The organism is Comamonas flocculans (assembly GCF_007954405.1).
In the GTDB taxonomy this organism is placed as follows: Bacteria; Pseudomonadota; Gammaproteobacteria; order Burkholderiales; family Burkholderiaceae_C; genus Comamonas_C; species Comamonas_C flocculans.
Genome location: NZ_CP042344.1, coordinates 2,995,644 through 3,011,209 on the forward strand (window position 1 = coordinate 2,995,644; position 15,566 = coordinate 3,011,209).

Annotated in this window: 12 protein-coding genes; 6 read left to right on the forward strand and 6 right to left on the reverse strand. The window is 69.4% G+C overall.

What is annotated here, in order from left to right; all coding sequences use genetic code 11:
- Window positions 1-88 precede the first annotated feature (88 nt).
- Window positions 89-1,579, forward strand: coding sequence for a MocR-like pyridoxine biosynthesis transcription factor PdxR (pdxR, locus tag FOZ74_RS14355; protein ID WP_146913694.1), 1,491 nt, complete (start codon window positions 89-91; stop codon window positions 1,577-1,579).
- A gap of 43 nt (window positions 1,580-1,622) precedes the next feature.
- Here pdxR and ccmI read toward each other — a convergent pair whose 3' ends face one another.
- From ccmI to mfd, 4 genes are all read right to left on the reverse strand, one after another.
- The gene (gene ccmI, locus FOZ74_RS14360; RefSeq protein ID WP_146913695.1) at window positions 1,623-2,852 is read right to left on the reverse strand and encodes a c-type cytochrome biogenesis protein CcmI; all 1,230 of its coding nucleotides are present in this window, start codon (window positions 2,850-2,852) and stop codon (window positions 1,623-1,625) included.
- A 154-nt stretch (window positions 2,853-3,006) separates the two neighbouring features.
- Window positions 3,007-4,044 (reverse strand): hydroxylamine oxidation protein HaoB, encoded by a 1,038-nt coding sequence (haoB, locus tag FOZ74_RS14365; RefSeq protein WP_146913696.1) that lies wholly within the window; start codon window positions 4,042-4,044, stop codon window positions 3,007-3,009.
- Window positions 4,045-4,098: 54 nt separating this feature from the next.
- The gene (locus tag FOZ74_RS14370; protein ID WP_186764607.1) at window positions 4,099-5,847 is read right to left on the reverse strand and encodes a multiheme c-type cytochrome; all 1,749 of its coding nucleotides are present in this window, start codon (window positions 5,845-5,847) and stop codon (window positions 4,099-4,101) included.
- 185 nt (window positions 5,848-6,032) lie between these two features.
- Window positions 6,033-9,626, reverse strand: coding sequence for a transcription-repair coupling factor (gene mfd / locus FOZ74_RS14375; RefSeq protein WP_255437646.1), 3,594 nt, complete (start codon window positions 9,624-9,626; stop codon window positions 6,033-6,035).
- Window positions 9,627-10,078: 452 nt separating this feature from the next.
- On the opposite strand from mfd, the gene FOZ74_RS14385 reads away from it, so the two are divergent.
- The 4 genes from FOZ74_RS14385 (at window position 10,079) to FOZ74_RS14400 (ending at window position 14,108) form a co-directional block, all read left to right on the forward strand.
- Window positions 10,079-12,406, forward strand: a complete 2,328-nt coding sequence (locus FOZ74_RS14385) for a xanthine dehydrogenase family protein molybdopterin-binding subunit (protein ID WP_146913698.1) — start codon at window positions 10,079-10,081, stop codon at window positions 12,404-12,406.
- A complete protein-coding gene (ispD, locus tag FOZ74_RS14390; RefSeq protein WP_146913699.1) occupies window positions 12,399-13,094 on the forward strand; it encodes a 2-C-methyl-D-erythritol 4-phosphate cytidylyltransferase in 696 nt (231 codons plus the stop codon). The genes FOZ74_RS14385 and ispD overlap by 8 nt, the downstream gene beginning before the upstream one ends.
- Window positions 13,091-13,582 carry a 2-C-methyl-D-erythritol 2,4-cyclodiphosphate synthase gene (gene ispF / locus FOZ74_RS14395; RefSeq protein WP_146913700.1) on the forward strand — a complete coding sequence of 164 codons (492 nt, stop codon included), beginning with the start codon at window positions 13,091-13,093 and terminating at the stop codon, window positions 13,580-13,582. The genes ispD and ispF overlap by 4 nt, the downstream gene beginning before the upstream one ends.
- Window positions 13,583-13,688: 106 nt before the next feature.
- On the forward strand, window positions 13,689-14,108 hold the full coding sequence (locus FOZ74_RS14400) for an ecotin family protein (RefSeq protein WP_186764608.1): 420 nt from the start codon (window positions 13,689-13,691) through the stop codon (window positions 14,106-14,108).
- Between the two features lie 17 nt (window positions 14,109-14,125).
- Here FOZ74_RS14400 and FOZ74_RS16095 read toward each other — a convergent pair whose 3' ends face one another.
- A complete protein-coding gene (locus FOZ74_RS16095) occupies window positions 14,126-14,263 on the reverse strand; it encodes a hypothetical protein (RefSeq protein ID WP_186764609.1) in 138 nt (45 codons plus the stop codon).
- Window positions 14,264-14,379: 116 nt separating this feature from the next.
- Here FOZ74_RS16095 and FOZ74_RS14405 point away from each other — a divergent pair, with 116 nt between their 5' ends.
- Window positions 14,380-14,616 (forward strand): hypothetical protein, encoded by a 237-nt coding sequence (locus FOZ74_RS14405; protein ID WP_146913702.1) that lies wholly within the window; start codon window positions 14,380-14,382, stop codon window positions 14,614-14,616.
- Window positions 14,617-14,860: 244 nt separating this feature from the next.
- Here the strand turns inward: FOZ74_RS14405 and FOZ74_RS14410 are convergent, their stop codons facing one another.
- A complete protein-coding gene (locus FOZ74_RS14410) occupies window positions 14,861-15,559 on the reverse strand; it encodes an FAD-dependent oxidoreductase (RefSeq protein ID WP_146913703.1) in 699 nt (232 codons plus the stop codon).
- Window positions 15,560-15,566: the final 7 nt, after the last annotated feature.

A 15,566-nucleotide genomic window follows, 5' to 3' on the forward strand; every position in this document is an offset into this window, starting at 1 on the left:
GCTGACGGGAGAAATTCTTTGGCTTGGTGATGCTGCGTGCGCCGCGGCCTGTCGCGCGGACGCGTGGCGGACTGTGGAGGAGTCACCCATGCAGCTGCCCATACGGCTCGACGGCGCATCGGGCAAGAATCTGCAGACGCGTATTGCCGGGCAGATCCGTACCCTGATTCTGGATGGTCGGCTGGCGCCGGGCGCGCGCATGCCGGCCAGCCGTGAACTGGCCGCCGACCTCAAGGTGTCGCGCAACACCGTGATGGGCGCGTATGCGCGGCTGGTGGCCGAGGGCCTGATCGAGGCGCGCGAGCCGGCCGGCACCTTCGTGACCGCACGCCCGCTGCACGAAGGGCCGTCGGTCCTGCCCCTGGCGCCCAGCCACTTCGCCGCGCCAGAGCCGCGGCGTCAGGGACGCCATCTGGCGCTGCGCGTGCAGTCCCATCAGGTGCTGCCGCCGCACGCCAGCGAACTGCCGTTCGACTTCTGGGTGGGACGCCCCGACGCGCGGCTCTTTCCGCTGCGGCTCTGGCAGTCGCTGCTCATGCGCATGCTGCGCGGCAACGCCCGGCACCTGTGCGACTACGGTGACCCGCAAGGCCTGCATGCCCTGCGCGTGGCCATCGCAACGCATGTGGGTGCGACGCGCGGCATTGCCACCGAACCCGGGCGCATCGTCATCACCAACGGCATACAGGAGGGGCTGAACCTGCTGGCTTGCCTGTTGATCAAGCCCGGCGTGCAGGTGGCGGTCGAAAACCCCTGTTACCGTGGTGCGGCCAATGTCTTCATCAACCATGGCGCGACGCTGCTGCCGGTGCGCGTGGACCGCGACGGCATAGACCCGGCGCGCCTGCCCGAGGCCGCTGCGCTCGTCTACACCACCCCCTCGCACCAATACCCGCTCGGGGCCACGCTCTCGTTGCCCCGGCGCCAGGCCTTGCTGGACTGGGCGCGTGCCAGCGGCGGAATCATCGTCGAGGACGACTACGACAGCGACTTCTTCTATGACGGCACGCCGCTGCCGGCGCTCAAGAGCCTGGACCGGGACGACGTGGTGATCTACCTGGGCACTTTCTCCAAGAGCCTGGGCGCGGGTCTGCGCATAGGCTACATGGTCCTGCCGGCCGATCTGGTCGAGCCCAGCTGCCATGCCAAGGCCCTGCTCAACAATTGCCAGCCTTGGCTGGAACAGGCGGCGCTTGCGGCCTTCATTGCCGAAGGCGGCTATGCACAGCACCTGCGGCGCATGCGCCAGTCCTATGCCGCCCGGCGCAACCACCTGTGCGCCGGGCTCGCGCACTTTCTGCCGCAATGGTGGGTCGATGGCCGGGAGGGCGGCATGCACGTGGTGGTGCATCTGCCAGCCCACGAGGGCAGTGCGGGTGAGGTGGAGACGCTGGCGCGCGCCCGGGGAGTGGGCGTCTACGGTATCGACAAGGGCAATGCCTTGATGCTCGACGTAGCGGCCGACGACCCCTTGCGGCGCGTGCTTCTGCTGGGCTATGCCGCGCTCGACGAGACTGAAATCAGCGAGGCGCTGCTGCGCATGCGCCGCGCACTGGCGGCGACGCCGGCGCTTGCATAGGAGCACCGGCAGCCGGCGCCCGCGACGTGGCCCGCGCGCGGCCTCAGCGGCCGACGACGCGGTCGAGCACGATGCGCACCTCCTTGCTGCCCACTGCGACCTGCTCGACGCTGCCTTCGATGTCGCCCGGCTGCGGCGCCGGCGTGCCGAGCCGCGAGATGCGCGCCACCACGCTCACCTGGGCGAACCTGGACAGGCGCATGTCCGGCGCCATGGCGCTGCTGTCGTCGAGCGTGAACGAGACCGGCCAGCCGCTGGCGCGGGTACGCACGGCGGCCAGCGGCATGGGTGGTCCATCGCCCGCGCGCGCGAAGATGAACAGCGTGTCGGCCGCCGCCACCTGGCCGCGCAGGCGCTCGTCGAGCGTGACCGTGCCGTGGATGCTGGCGTCGCCGGTCTGCCCGGGTGCCTGCGGCGTGGCTGCCTGCGGCGTGGCCGGCGCTTGGCCGCGGGCGCGGGCAATGAGGTCGTCGATGCGCTTGGCGTCCCCGGTGTCGGCAGGCAGCAGGGCCTTGAGCCTTTGCCAGTGGGCCAGCGCCGCCGCCCGGTCGTCCTGCTGGAACGCCGCCAGGCCCGCGAACGCCAGCGCGTTGAGATTGTTCGGGTCGATCTCAAGGGCCCGCTGCACCATCCGGGCGGGTTCGCCCGAGAGGTCGCGCTGGTGCGCGATCGCCAGGGTGTTGGCGTACTCGACCCAGAGATCGGCGTTGTCGCCGCTCAGCTTCGTCGCCTTGCCGTAGGCCGTCAGCGCGTCGCTGATGCGGCCCATCTGGTAGTAGGAGCGCGCCAGCAGCACCCAGCCGTCGGCGTCACCACCGTCGCGCTCCAGGCGTGCCTGCAGCGCGGCCACCGCGGCGTCGTCCTGGGCGTGCGGCGCGCCCCCCGCGCTGGCGCTGCGTGCGGCTGCCGCAGGCGGATGGAGCGCCCCAGGCTGTCCCACCGTCAAGTAGACGCCCACCGCCAGCAGCGGCAGTACCACGGCGGTGGCCAGGGCGATGGCCCAGTTGGCCTGCTGGCTCGACTGGGCCCGAGCGTGCGCCGCCTGGTCGGCCTGCAGCGCCTGGCGCTGCAGCTCCAGGCGCGCCCTCTCGTGCTCGGCTGCGCCCACATCGCCCGCAGCCAGCGCCGCATCGAGCTCGCGCAGGCCGTCGGCGAGCACCGCCAGATCCTCGCCGCGCTGCAGCGGGCGCTGGCTGCGGCGCAGCAGGGGGAACAGCACCGCCAGCAGTGCAGTGAGCACCATGGCCGCGGTCAGCGCTACAAAACCGAGCATCGGTCGTTCTCCTTGGCAAGGCCGAGCCGCTGATCACCGCAAGCGCGTGCCCCGAATTTCGCTTCTGCCGCGCCGCAAGGCGGGCCGGCATGCCGGCGCGGCGCGCAGCGGAGGTGCTGCGCCGCGCCCGGTGGAGCCGAGGCCGCGGCGCTGGTCAACCTTCTTGGGCCTGCCGCACGGCCGCGTCCGCGTCGCCCGCAGGCGCAATTTCATACACCGAGAAGCCCCCCGTCTGATAGACCAGGGTTGCGCCCTGCACGTCGTGCTGGGCGTTTCCCATGAACGGCAGCAGCCGGGCGGCCAGGGTGTTGCCCGAGGGCTCATCCGTCAGCGCGATGGCGCGCAGGGGCTGGCCACCGCCTTGCAGCACGCCGTAGGCGGTGTATTTGTGCTCCTGCAGCCAGGCGTGCACGCGGCGCACCATGCCGTGCACGTCGTTGGTCGCGCCGAAATCCTGGAAGGCGACGCCGAGCTTGTCGGGGAACATCTGGCCGAGCAGGATCACGTCGCGCCAGTGCAGCACGAGCACCACGCGCTTGCCTTCGCCGGCCAGGGCGCGCAGCGCCGCGATGCCTTCGGCTTCAGGTGACACCAGAGCCTCGCCGAAGCGCCGGAAGCGTTCGCGCTCGCCGGCGGCGGCAGCCGCGTCGCCGCTGCTCCAGAACGAGCGCTCGATGGCTTCCACGCTCGCGCGGCTGCCGCTCCAGTGCGCCGGCACGAAGAGCGGCAGGCCCAGGTGGCTCGCAAAGTTGACGTCGACACCCGCGAGCGTCTTGAACTGGCGCGAGCTGTCCCACCAGGCGAGCACCGTGGCATCCCCGGAGACATGGCGCTTGAGCACCTGCGCGAGCGCCGCCACGTCTTCCGGCGGTACCGCGAGGGTGAGGAAGGGGTCATCGACGCGCGCCTGCCAGTTCACCAGCAGCGGCCCCGCGCTGGTCTCGGCGATGTCCAGGGTGGCAAGCGGCGTGTCCCGTTCCGGTGCCTGCACGCTGGCGCGGCGCAGGGTGTAGCCGGCCTCGGCGTAGGCGGACAGCGCCCCCGCGTCGGACGCGGGCAGGGTCTCGCCGACCACATAGTGGTAGATCGGCGGGGCGCTCGCGTGCCGCCAGAGCAGCAGCGCGGCTGCCGCGATCAGCACCAGGCCGCCGACGATGGCGAGCCGGGCGACAAGGGGGCGCTGGCGTGTCAATTTGCGCTCCTCAAGGGTGGATGGCCCAGGGTTGCTCCATGTGCGGGCGCGGCCTCATTGCGGGGTGTCGCCAGTGTCGCCACGCCTGTTACGGCGGCGCCCGGCAAGGCCGCCCAGCAGCAGGCCGCCGCCCAGGAAGGCCAGCGTGCCACCGGCGTACAAGGGGTCCGCCCCGAGGCTGACCAGCAGGTTCTGCGGCTTGCGGTTGTCCAGCGAGGACAGCTTGGCGCTGGCGCCGGCCTTGCCCTCAAGCTTTTGCACCCGCTGCTCCAGTTGCGCCTTTTCGCGCAGCAGGGTGTCCTGCTCGTTGATGATGGCCTGGTCCTTGATCAGATCGCTCCAGCCGTGCGAATAGGTCCAGCCGCCGGGGTTGACGTGCTCCAGGCCCTTCATGTAGCGCGCCACGTGCTGCTCCCACATCTCGGCGAAGGTGCGGTCCACCAGAGTGGTCTGGTTCTTCTGGGCGAAGAACAGCGAGAAGAAGCCGCCGGGTTCGTCCTGCTCCGGTGCCGGCAGGGCCGGGCGGTTGGTCTTCTGGCCCACGAGCAGCTTGTCGTCGTAGAGCTTCTGCACCACCTTGCGGGTTTCCTCGACGAGCTTGGTGCCCTCCTTGATGCCGTTGTCCATCATGGTCAGATAGGTTTCGGCAAAGCGCGGCGAGTGGCACTGCGAGCAGGTGCCTATCCAGGCGGTCTTGCGGTCCTGGAACCAGGGGTCGTCCAGGTTGTCGGCAATGTTCTGGAACGGCAGGAAGCCCCAGCGCACCTTGCGCACGGTGTTGTGCGTGAACTGGCCGTTGAACTCGAAGTGGCAACCCTGGCAGGTGGGACCGGTGAAGCCGCCCTTGGTGTTCTGGTCGGCAAGGCGTGCATTCCAGTCCCAGGAGTCGCCGCGCGTCTGGTACTTGGTGCCGTGCTTGGAGAGCATGAATTGCTCGAACTCGTTGTGGTCCACGCCGTTGTGGCAGGTTGCGCAGGCTTCGGGCTTGCGCGCCTCGACGGTGGAGAACTCATGCCGGGTGTGGCAGTTGTCGCACTTGGTCTGGTTGGTGTGGCACATGGTGCAGCTGGCGGCCACCTCGCGCTGCTGCAGCGCGGCCCAGGTGGCGGTCTCGACGTTGGCCATGTAGTCCACGGTATGCGAGGGGTGGCCCTTGTCCCATTGCTTCTGCGGCCAGGTGAGGGTGTCGCGTTCGGACTCGGCTTCGGCGAACTGGCGCAGGTGGCAGCTGCCGCAGACCGTGCGGTCGGGCAGATGCAGGTCCTTGTGGTTGCCGGCCTTGGCCCCTATGCCCAGGTGGCAGTCGGCGCAGCCCACGTCCTTGAGCTGGGCGCCTTGCTCGAGCAGGCCCTGCGAGTGCAAGTTGGCTTCCACCTCGGTGATGATGTCCTTCTTGTACGCGCGCACGTCGTCTGCGGGCAGCGCGCGGATCTTGTCAAGGTTGGCGTGCACGCTCTTTTCCCAGGAGGCCACCCAGCCATGGGTGACGCTCTCGTGGCAGCTGGCGCACTGTTCGCGCGTGACCTGCATGTCCAGATCCGGCGCCTTGTAGAACAGCGTCGGCGCCAGGTACATGTCCATCGGGATGGGCTCCCAGAACTTGGCATGCTTGCCCTTGGTCAGCTCCGCGCGGTAACGCTTGGAGAGGCTGTCGAAGAGTTCCTTGGGCGTTGCGTCCCGGCTGAGTTCGAGCGCCTTGAGCTGCTCGTCAGGGACGGAATCCCAGATCGTTGCCGAGGCAGGAAGGTGTGCTGCCATGAGGCAGAACGCCAGTACGACGAAGCTGAGCAGACGTGACCACATGATTCCCTCCTGGCAGATTGGGCCTCTTCCCATCATGGTCATTTGCCGTCTTGCTGCTAGTACCAGCCGCGTCCTGCGCCATGGTGCCATCGGAATGCGGGAAAACCCTTGATTTCACGGGGGTCCGGCCCCGGGCGCGTCGGCCGCGGACGTGGCCAGAGCGCCCGCGCCCAGGGCGCAGCGCTTCAGGCGGCAAGCACTTCGCGCTGCGGTTCGCCCAGGCTGCGCAGCAGGTCACGCACCAGCTGCGCGCGCTGATCGGGCCCGGGCAGCTCGCGCTCGATGCGCAGTTTCTCGTTGCCCGCGAGCTTGATGTCACGGTTCTTCTGCACCAGCCGGATGATGGCCATGGGGTCCACCGGCGGCTCGGGCACGAAGCTGATGTGGATCACGCCGGGCGCAGCGTCCACCTTGGTGATGCCGTAGGGCTCGCACAGCACGCGCAGGCGGTGTGTGTCGATCAGGGTCTGGGTTTGCGGCGGCAGCTTGCCGAAGCGGTCCACGATTTCTTCCAGCAGGGTGTCGATCTGGTCCGTGCTGCGTGCGGTGGCCAGCTTCTTGTACAGTGACAGGCGCGTCTGCACGTCGGCGCAATAGTCGCTGGGCAGCAGTGCCGGGGCGTGCAGGTTGATGTCGGTGGTGGCCTGCATGGGCGCGAGCAGGTCGGGCTCCTTGCCGGCCTTCAGGCTCCTCACCGCCTCGGCCAGCATCTCGTTGTAGAGCTGAAAGCCCACCTCGATCATGTTGCCCGACTGGTTCTCGCCCAGCACCTCGCCCGCGCCGCGGATTTCCAGGTCGTGCATGGCCAGGTAAAAGCCGCTGCCCAGCTCCTCCATCTGCTGGATGGCTTCCAGACGCTGCGCCGCGTGGCCCTTCAGGCCCTGAACATCGGGCACCATCAGGTAGGCGTAGGCTTGGTGGTGGCTGCGCCCCACCCGGCCGCGCAGCTGGTGCAGCTGCGCCAGGCCGAACTTGTCGGCGCGCGAGATCAGGATGGTGTTGGCCGTGGGCACGTCGATGCCGGTTTCGATGATGGTGGAGCACAGCAGTACATTGCTGCGCTGGGCGATGAAGTCGCGCATCACGTGCTCGAGCTGGCGCTCGGGCATCTGGCCGTGGGCCACGGCGATGCGTGCCTCGGGCAGGATGTCTTGCAGGCGGGCGCGGCGCTCCTCGATGGTTTCCACCTCGTTGTGCAGGAAGTACACCTGCCCGCCGCGCTTCAATTCACGCAGCACGGCCTCGCGGATCACGCCCGGGTTTTCCTCGCGCAGGAAGGTCTTGATCGCCAGGCGCCGCTGCGGCGCGGTGGCGATCACCGAGAGGTCGCGCAGGCCTTCGAGTGCCATGCCCATGGTGCGGGGAATCGGCGTGGCGGTCAGCGTCAGCACGTCCACCTCGGCGCGCATGGCCTTCATCGCCTCCTTGTGGCGCACGCCGAAGCGGTGTTCCTCGTCGATGATGAGCAGGCCCAGGTTCTTGAACTTCGTCGAGGCCGAGAGCAGCTTGTGCGTGCCGACGACGATGTCCACCGTGCCCTCGGCCAGGCCCTTGAGCGCGGTGGTGGTTTCCTTGCCCGAGGCAAAGCGGCTCACCTGCGCGACCTTGACCGGCCAGCGCGCAAAACGGTCCACCAACGTCTGGTAGTGCTGCTCCGCGAGCAGTGTGGTGGGCGCGAGCAGCGCCACCTGCTTGCCGCCGGTCACTGCGATGAAGGCGGCGCGCAGCGCCACCTCGGTCTTGCCGAAGCCCACGTCGCCGCAGACGAGGCGATCCATGGGGCGGGGGCTGATCATGTCCTGGATGACCGCGTGGATCGCGGCGTTCTGGTCGGCGGTTTCCTCAAAACCAAAATCGCTCACGAACTGTTCGTAATCCTGCGGCGAGAAGCGGAAGGCAAAGCCCTCGCGCGCCGCGCGGCGGGCGTAGATGTTGAGCAGCTCGGCGGCGGTGTCGCGCACCTGCTCGGCCGCCTTGCGCCTGGCCTTTTCCCACTGGTGGCCGCCGAGCTTGTGCAGCGGCGCGTCGCCCTCCGCGATGCCGCTGTAGCGGCTGATCTGCTGCAGCTGGCTCACCGGCACGTAGAGCACCGCCTTGTCGGCGTATTCCAGATGCAGGAACTCCTGCAGCGCGGGCGTGCCGTCGGGGTTTTTTTGCCCCATGTCCATGTTGATGAGACCCCGGTAGCGGCCGATGCCGTGCTGGGCATGGACGACCGGGTCGCCGATTTGCAGCTCGGCGAGGTCCTTGATCATGGATTCCAGATCGCTGGTCTGCTCCTGCTTCCTGCGCCTGCGCCCGCCACCGGTGGCGGCAAAGAGTTCGGTTTCGGTGACGAGGTCGATGCCTTCCCCCTGCCAGGCGAAGCCCGCGGCCAGCATGGAGGTGGCAATGCCCACGCGCTCGCCGCTGGCGCCGAGAAATTCCTCCAGCGACTCGAACCTCGGCGGGTGCAGGTGGCTGGCGCGCAGGAAGTCGAGCAGGCTTTCGCGGCGGCCGTCGCTTTCGGCCAGCAGCAGCACGCGGTGCGGCGTGCGGGCGATGTGGGCGTGCAGCTTGGCGATCGGGTCCTCCGCGCCGCGCACGGCGGTCAGATCGGGCAGGGCGGTGAATTCCTCCCTCCCCTCCTGGGGGAGGGCAGGGGTGGGGGTCGGTTCAGGTGCGGTTTGTCCTGCTGCACCCCTCACCCCGGCCCTCTCCCCGGAGGGGTGAGGGAGTAAAGGCTCGCCCCCTTCCGCGGAGGGGCGAGGGAGCACGGCGGCGGGGCGCAGCGCCAGTTGCGCATGCGCCTTGGCCTGGCCGTAGAACTGCTCGGCGGTCAGGAACAAGGCCTCGGGCGGCAACGCCGGGTGTTCCGGGTCGCCCGCCAGCAGCCGGTGGCGCTCGCGCGTGTCCTGCCAGAAGCGCTGGAACGCCCCTTCCAGGTCGCCGTGCAACACCAGCGTGGCACCGTCGCCGACATAGTCGAAAACCGTCGCGGTTGCTTCGAAGAACAGCGGCAGGTAGTACTCGATGCCGGCGGTGGCCAGGCCCGCGCCCATGTCCTTGTAGATGCGGCTCTTGGTCGGATCGCCCTCCAGCAGCTCGCGCCAGCGGTTCCTGAAGCGCGTGCGCGCCTCCTCGTCCATGGGGAATTCGCGCCCCGGCAGCAGGCGCACCTCGGGTACGGGGTAGAGGCTGCGCTGGGTGTCGGGGTCGAAGGTGCGGATGGAGTCGATCTCGTCGTCGAACAGATCCACCCGCAGCGGCTGGGGAGCGCCCATGGGGTAGAGGTCGATCAAGCCGCCACGCACCGCATATTCGCCGTGGCCCACGACCTGCGCGACGTGCTGGTAGCCGGCGAGCGTGAGCTGGGCACGCAGCCGGGCTTCGTTCAACTTCTGCCCCGTCTTGAAATGAAAGGTATAGCCCGCGAGGAAGGAGGGAGGCGCCAGACGGTAGAGCGCAGTGGTGGCGGGCACCAGCACCACGTCCAGCTCGCCCTGGTTGATGCGCCACAGCGTGGACAGGCGCTCGCTGATCAGGTCCTGGTGGGGCGAGAAGTTGTCGTAGGGCAGGGTCTCCCAGTCGGGGAAGAGGGCGCAGCGCAGCTCAGGCGCGAAGAAGTTGATCTCATCGATCAGGCGGCGCGCGTCGGCCGCGTCGGCGCAGACGATGGTGGTGAGTCGCCCCTCGGCGCACACGCCCTGTGCCAGCCGCGCCAGCAAGAGTGCGTCGCTGGAACCTGGGGGGCGGGGCAGCGCGTGGCGCTTGCCGGGGATGAGCTTGGGTAATTGCATGGGGACGGCGTGCAGCGGAAACGACCAAAACCCCCGGCCGGTTTGGACGGGGGTGCGTGGCGGCTATTTTAGGGCGCTATGGGAATTCACAAATTTTGAGACAAATACGGCTGAAACGCTTTGCTGACAAGCGCTTGCAGCTATTCAACAAGTAGCAAATGTCGGGATGCTCCCCGCTCGCCTCGCTTGCCATGGCCCAGGCTTGCGGGAGCGCGCCTCGGCGCGCAACGCGAGCCTGCTGGTTTCATGCGTGGGCAAGCCGGTGCACGCGCGGCCCTGCCTGCGTCTGCCTGCAAGCCCCGTGCCTGAGCGGCCTTGACGTCACCGGTGCCCCGCGCGATGCGAGCCGGCGAGCCCGCAGGCAGCACAAGCGCCTGTGCGAGCGCCGCGACGGGCCTGGCGCAGCCCAGGCTCTATAGTCCGTGCGTCCTGCCTGTTTCCCCAGACCATCGATGACCGAAGCTTCAGATTCCGTGGCCACCCGCTTTGGCAGTGGCCGCGCCGTCCAACGCATGGAAGACGCCGCCCTGCTGAAAGGCCGGGGCCGCTATGTACAGAACCTGTGCGAGCCGGGCGATGCCTGGGCGGTGTTCGTGCGCTCGCCCCACGCCCACGCCCGCATCCGGAGCGTGGACCTGTCCGCGGCGCGCGCCATGCCCGGCGTGGTGGCGGTCTATGGCGGCGCCGATCTGCAGGCGGCCGGGGTGCCGGCGATGAAGGCCGGCGTCGGCTTCAGGCGCGCCGACGGCTCGGCCTGCGCTGCGCCGGCGCGCCAGCTGCTTGCGGCCGAGCGCGTGCATTACGTCGGCGAAGCGGTGGCGCTGGTGCTGGCCGACAGCCTGCAGCAGGCGCAAGACGCCGCCGAGGCGGTGCAGGTGGACTACGAGGCGCTGCCCTGCGTGCCCAGCCTGGCGGCGGCGCTGGCGCGCGAGGCGCTGGTCACGCCCGAGGCGCCGGACAACATCGCCTGCGAAGCCCGCCATGGCGACGCCGCCGCGACGGCCGCGGCCTTTGCCCGCGCGGCGCATGTGGTGCAACTCACGCTGGTGCATCAGCGCGTGGTGGCGCTGACGCTGGAGCCGCGCAGCGTGCGTGCGCTCTGGGATGCGCACGGCGGGCGGCTGCTGATGCAGATTTCCTCGCAGATGCCGACCTCGGTGCGCAAGAACGTCGCGCTCGCCCTGGGTCTAGCGCCCGAGGCGGTGCGCGTGCAGGTGGGCGACGTGGGCGGGGGCTTTGGCATGAAGGTCGGCTCCTACCCCGAAGAGGCGGCGCTGGCCTGGGCCGCGCGTGCCTCGGGGCGGCCGCTGCGCTGGATGGGCGAGCGCAGCGAGGAGTTTCTCTCCACCACCCACGGGCGCGACGTGCAGTCGCATGCCGCCCTGGCGCTCGACGACGAGGGGCGCATCCTGGCGCTGCGCGTGCATTCGGATGCCAATGTCGGCGCCTTTCCCACCGCCACCAACACCGCCATCCAGCTGCTTGTCGGCCCCTGGGTGCAGACCAGCGTCTACGACATCCCGCTGATCGACTTTCATTTCCGCGCCGTGCTCACCCACCAGGCGCCCACCGGCGCCTACCGCGGCGCGGGCCGGCCCGAAGCCATCTTCAACATCGAGCGCCTGATGGACGAGGCCGCGCGCCAGATCGGCATGGACCGCGTCGCCCTGCGCCGGCGCAACTTCATCCGGCCAGAGCAGATGCCCTACACCAACCCCATGGGCCAGGTCTACGACGTGGGGCGGTTCGAGCATGTGCTGGACCAGGCGCTGCGGCTTGCCGACGCGCAGGGCTTTGCGGCGCGCGCCGAGGCATCGGGCCAGCGCGGCCTGTGGCGCGGCCTGGGGCTCGCCACCTTTCTGGAATGGACCGGCGGCAATGCGTTTGAAGAGCGCGTCACGCTTCAGGTGCAGGCAGACGGTGTGATCGAGGTCTTTTCCGCCGTCAACCAGATGGGGCAAGGCATAGCCACCTCGCTCGCGCAGCTGGTGGTGGACGTGTTTGGCGTGCCGCTGTCCCGGGTGCGCGTGGTGCTGGGCGATACCGACCGTGGCAATGGCTATGGCTCGGCGGGCTCGCGCTCGCTGTTTACCGGCGGCTCGGCCATGGCCACGGGCGCGCAGGAAACCCTGCGGCGCGCCCGCCGCCTGGCCGCCAGCGAGCTGGAAGTGGCCGAGCCCGACATCCGCTACGCGCAAGGGCGCTTCACCGTCGCGGGCACGGACCGCAGCATCGGCCTCTTCGACCTGGCCGCCCGCCAGCCCGAAGGGCATATCCATGTGGAGCACACGCACACCGTGGCCGGCCCCACCTGGCCCAATGGCGCGCACCTGTGCGAGGTGGAGATCGATCCGCAGACCGGCGTGGTGCGCCTCGTGGCCTACGCCGGGGTGAACGACATCGGCCGCGTGGTCAACCCCTTGATCGTGCGCGGCCAGCTCGTGGGTGGCGCGGTGCAGGGCGCGGGGCAGGCGCTGATGGAGCGCGTGGTCTATGACGATGCCAGCGGCCAGCTGCTCACCGGCAGCCTGATGGACTATTGCGCGCCGCGCGCCCAGGATTTCGCCTGCGAGTTCCGCATGGACATGGACGAATCCACGCCCTGCAGCAACAACCTGCTGGGCGTCAAGGGCGTGGGCGAGCTCGGCACCATCGGCGCCGCACCCTGCGTGGTCAACGCCGTGGCCGATGCGCTGGCACGCGCGGGGCGTGGCGATGCGGCCCCGCGGCTGCAGATGCCCGTGACCGCCGCGCGCCTGTGGAGCCTGCTGCATGGGTGAAACGGGCCGCCTCATCGCCCTCGTGCCCTGCGCCGGTACGGGCTCGCGCGCCGGCGCGGTCCAGCCCAAGCAATACCAGAGCGTGGCGGGCCGCCCGCTGGTGGAGCACACGCTGGCCGCGCTGGCGGCGGTGCAGCGCATCGGCCGCGTGCTGGTGGTGGTGGCGCCGCAGGATGCGCAGCTGTCTGCCACTGCCCACTGGGAGGTGGCCCGCTGCGGCGGCACCACGCGTGCCGAGAGCGTGTGCAACGGCCTGCAGCACCTGCTGGCGCACGGTGCCCATGCCAGCGACTGGGTGCTGGTGCACGACGCCGCGCGCTGCCTTGTCACGCCTGCGCTGGTCAATGCCCTGATCGACGCCTGCCTGCCCGACGCCGTGGGCGGCCTGCTGGCGCTGCCCCTGCCGGATACGCTCAAGGTCGCGCGCGCGGGCCGGGCCGTGCAAACCCTGGAGCGCAGCGACAAGTGGCTGGCGCAAACGCCGCAGATGTTTCGCCTTGGCCCCCTGCTGTCAGCCCTTGAGCCGCACCGGGCCGCGGGCTTTGCCGGCATGACCGACGAGGCCGGCGCCATGGAGCTGGCAGGCCATGCTCCGCTGCTGGTGCCGGGGAGTCTGCTCAATCTGAAGGTCACCTGGCCGCAGGACTTTGCCTTGGCCGAGGCCATATTGAAAGGTCAAGCCACATGACGGATTTGCCCAAACTGCGCGTGGGCGAGGGCTGGGACATCCATGCCCTGGTGCCTGGCCGCCCTCTGGTGCTGGGCGGCGTGCAGGTGGCCCACACCCAGGGGCTGCTCGGTCATTCGGATGCCGACGTGCTGCTGCACGCCATCACCGACGCGCTGCTGGGCGCGGCGGCGCTGGGCGATATCGGCAGCTACTTTCCCGATACCGACCCGCGCTGGGGCGGGGCCGATTCGCGCGTGCTGCTGGCCGAGACCGTCCGCGTGGTGCGCGCCGCAGGCTGGCAGATCGTGAACGTGGACAGCACCGTCGTCGCCCAGGCCCCGCGCCTGGCAGCGCACATTCCCGCCATGCGCGCAGGCATTGCGCAGGTGCTGGGGCTGGACGCGCAGCAGGTGAGCGTGAAGGCCAAGACCGCCGAGCGCCTGGGCCCCGTGGGCCAGGGCCTGGCGATGGAGGCGCGCGCCGTCGTGCTGCTGTGCGGCGCGTAGTCCGCCCTGCGGCTACATTGGCTGCATGAACTGCTTTTCCAAACACCTTCAACGCGCAGCATGGCCGTGCCTGGCGGTACTGCTCACCGCCTGCGCGGCCCAGCCCATGCCTGCATCCACCGATCTCGCCAAGGAGCTCAAGGCCTTCCCGGCGGCCTTGCCCGGCCACCAGCGCCATGTGATCGAGCTGCCCGCGCTGGCCGACGAGAGCACGCGCAAGCTGGAGCTGATCGGCGGCAAGGCCATGACGCTGGACTGCAACGCGCGCGGCATGGACGGCGGCTTCGAGGCGCAGGACGTGCCCGGCTGGGGCTATACCTACTGGGTGCTCAAGAGCCAGGGCCAGGTGCGCTCCACCATGATGATGTGCCCGCCGGGCACTGAAAAACCGGGCTTCGTGCAGGCCGAACCGCTGCTGCTGCGCTACAACAGCAAGCTGCCGGTGGTGGTCTTCGTGCCCCAGGGCATGCAGCTGCGCTGGCGCGTGTGGCAGGCGGGCGAGCTGCAGCAGGCGCCGGTGCGCTGAATCGGCGCGCGGCGCGGTTACGGCGGCTTGCGCGCGGTGGCGCTCATCCGCCGGATGTCAGGGGCGTGGCTGCGCCTGGGTTCGCCGGCCAGCTCGATGGCAGCCTGCCCGCTGGCACCCGGAATGGCCTGCATGGGCAATCCCGGAAATTTCATGTTTTGATAGCTTGCAGCGCTTGCTGGACAAGCTTTTCAAGCCGTTTTGTCTTCAAACCAGCTGAACTGTCGCAAGCTGTTCCGTTCAATGCCCGCAACCTCACCAAAAGGGCGACATGCTTGAGGCCGCTGAAGACACTGCCCTTGGGCGTGTGCAGGTGAGCGCCGCCCGGGGCCAGCCCCTGGCCTGGCTCGACGCCGTCCACCGCATCGCCAGCGCCGCCCTGACGCCGGCTCGCTGCGTGCTGCACATGACCGCCACGCCTGGGGCGCCCGACGAGGGCGTGCCGTGGTTCATCCGTTACGCCGCCCGCAGCGCCAAAGTCGCCGGGGCTTCGGTGGGCTTCGCCTGAGGTGCAGCGGGAATCGAGGGGGGAAGGCTTGCCTTGTCTCCCTCGGACAAATGCCAGTGACCGCCGGTTCGCGGCGCGCCTGCCGGGAGCGGGGCCGCGGCGGATCTTCGAGAAATAATGGTCAAATTGCCTTGTAACGCCCGCCGGCAAAGCGGGAGTAGCTATTCTTCCAGTAGTTTCTGCCGGCCGCCGAACGGTGCCGCGGGCTGCCAGCGCGCGGAATGCGGCGGGGCGTGGGGGCCGTTCAATAGCCCTCGAACTCCTCGGTGCGGATGTGGTCCTCGTCCGCGCCGGCTTCCACGAGGAGCGCGCGCATGTCCTTGACCATGCCCATGGGGCCGGACAGATAGCAGATCGAACGCGCGATGTCGCCGCCGTGCTCGCGCAGCGTCTGCGCACTCACGTGGCCCTGGCTGGCGGTGAATACCGGCAGGTAATGAAAGCGCGGGTGCTCGCGGCTGAGCTGCTGCAGCTCGGCGTGGTAGGCCGCCTGCTCGGGGCTGCGGTTGGAGTAGATCAGCGAGATCTCATGCCCGCTGTCTTCGTGCAAGGCCTGGCAGATGATGCTGCGTACCGGCGTGATGCCTATGCCGCCGGTCAGAAACAGCGCCGGGGTGCGGGTGTTCTTGTGCAGGGTGAAGCTGCCCCACAGCGCAAGCAGCGCCACCCTGCTGCCCTCGGGCAGCCTGGCTGCCGCCTGCTTGAAGGCGCTGCTCTCGCGCATGCGCGTGGCCATGCGCAGCGTGTCCTCGAACGGCGCGCTCACGAAGGAAAAGCCGTGCTTGGCGTGGCTCTCGTCCAGCCCGCTGCCCGCGGGCAGCACCAGGTCGCCAAACTGCCCGGCGCGGTACTCGAAGCCCCCGGGTTTTTCCAGCGTGAATTCCATCGTGTGTTCGGCCACCTGCCGCCTGTGCAGCAGCTTCACCTCGTAGCGGGTCACCATGTCTTGC

Coding starts and splice junctions, on each gene's coding strand:
- pdxR (WP_146913694.1), top strand. CDS start 89: ATGCAGCTGCCCATACGGCTCGACGGCGCATCGGGCAAGAATCTGCAG.
- ccmI (WP_146913695.1), bottom strand. CDS start 2,852: ATGCTCGGTTTTGTAGCGCTGACCGCGGCCATGGTGCTCACTGCACTG.
- FOZ74_RS14370 (WP_186764607.1), bottom strand. CDS start 5,847: ATGTGGTCACGTCTGCTCAGCTTCGTCGTACTGGCGTTCTGCCTCATG.
- mfd (WP_255437646.1), bottom strand. CDS start 9,626: ATGCAATTACCCAAGCTCATCCCCGGCAAGCGCCACGCGCTGCCCCGC.
- FOZ74_RS14385 (WP_146913698.1), top strand. CDS start 10,079: ATGACCGAAGCTTCAGATTCCGTGGCCACCCGCTTTGGCAGTGGCCGC.
- ispD (WP_146913699.1), top strand. CDS start 12,399: ATGGGTGAAACGGGCCGCCTCATCGCCCTCGTGCCCTGCGCCGGTACG.
- ispF (WP_146913700.1), top strand. CDS start 13,091: ATGACGGATTTGCCCAAACTGCGCGTGGGCGAGGGCTGGGACATCCAT.
- FOZ74_RS14400 (WP_186764608.1), top strand. CDS start 13,689: ATGCCTGCATCCACCGATCTCGCCAAGGAGCTCAAGGCCTTCCCGGCG.
- FOZ74_RS16095 (WP_186764609.1), bottom strand. CDS start 14,263: ATGAAATTTCCGGGATTGCCCATGCAGGCCATTCCGGGTGCCAGCGGG.
- FOZ74_RS14405 (WP_146913702.1), top strand. CDS start 14,380: ATGCTTGAGGCCGCTGAAGACACTGCCCTTGGGCGTGTGCAGGTGAGC.
- FOZ74_RS14410 (WP_146913703.1), bottom strand. CDS start 15,559: ATGGTGACCCGCTACGAGGTGAAGCTGCTGCACAGGCGGCAGGTGGCC.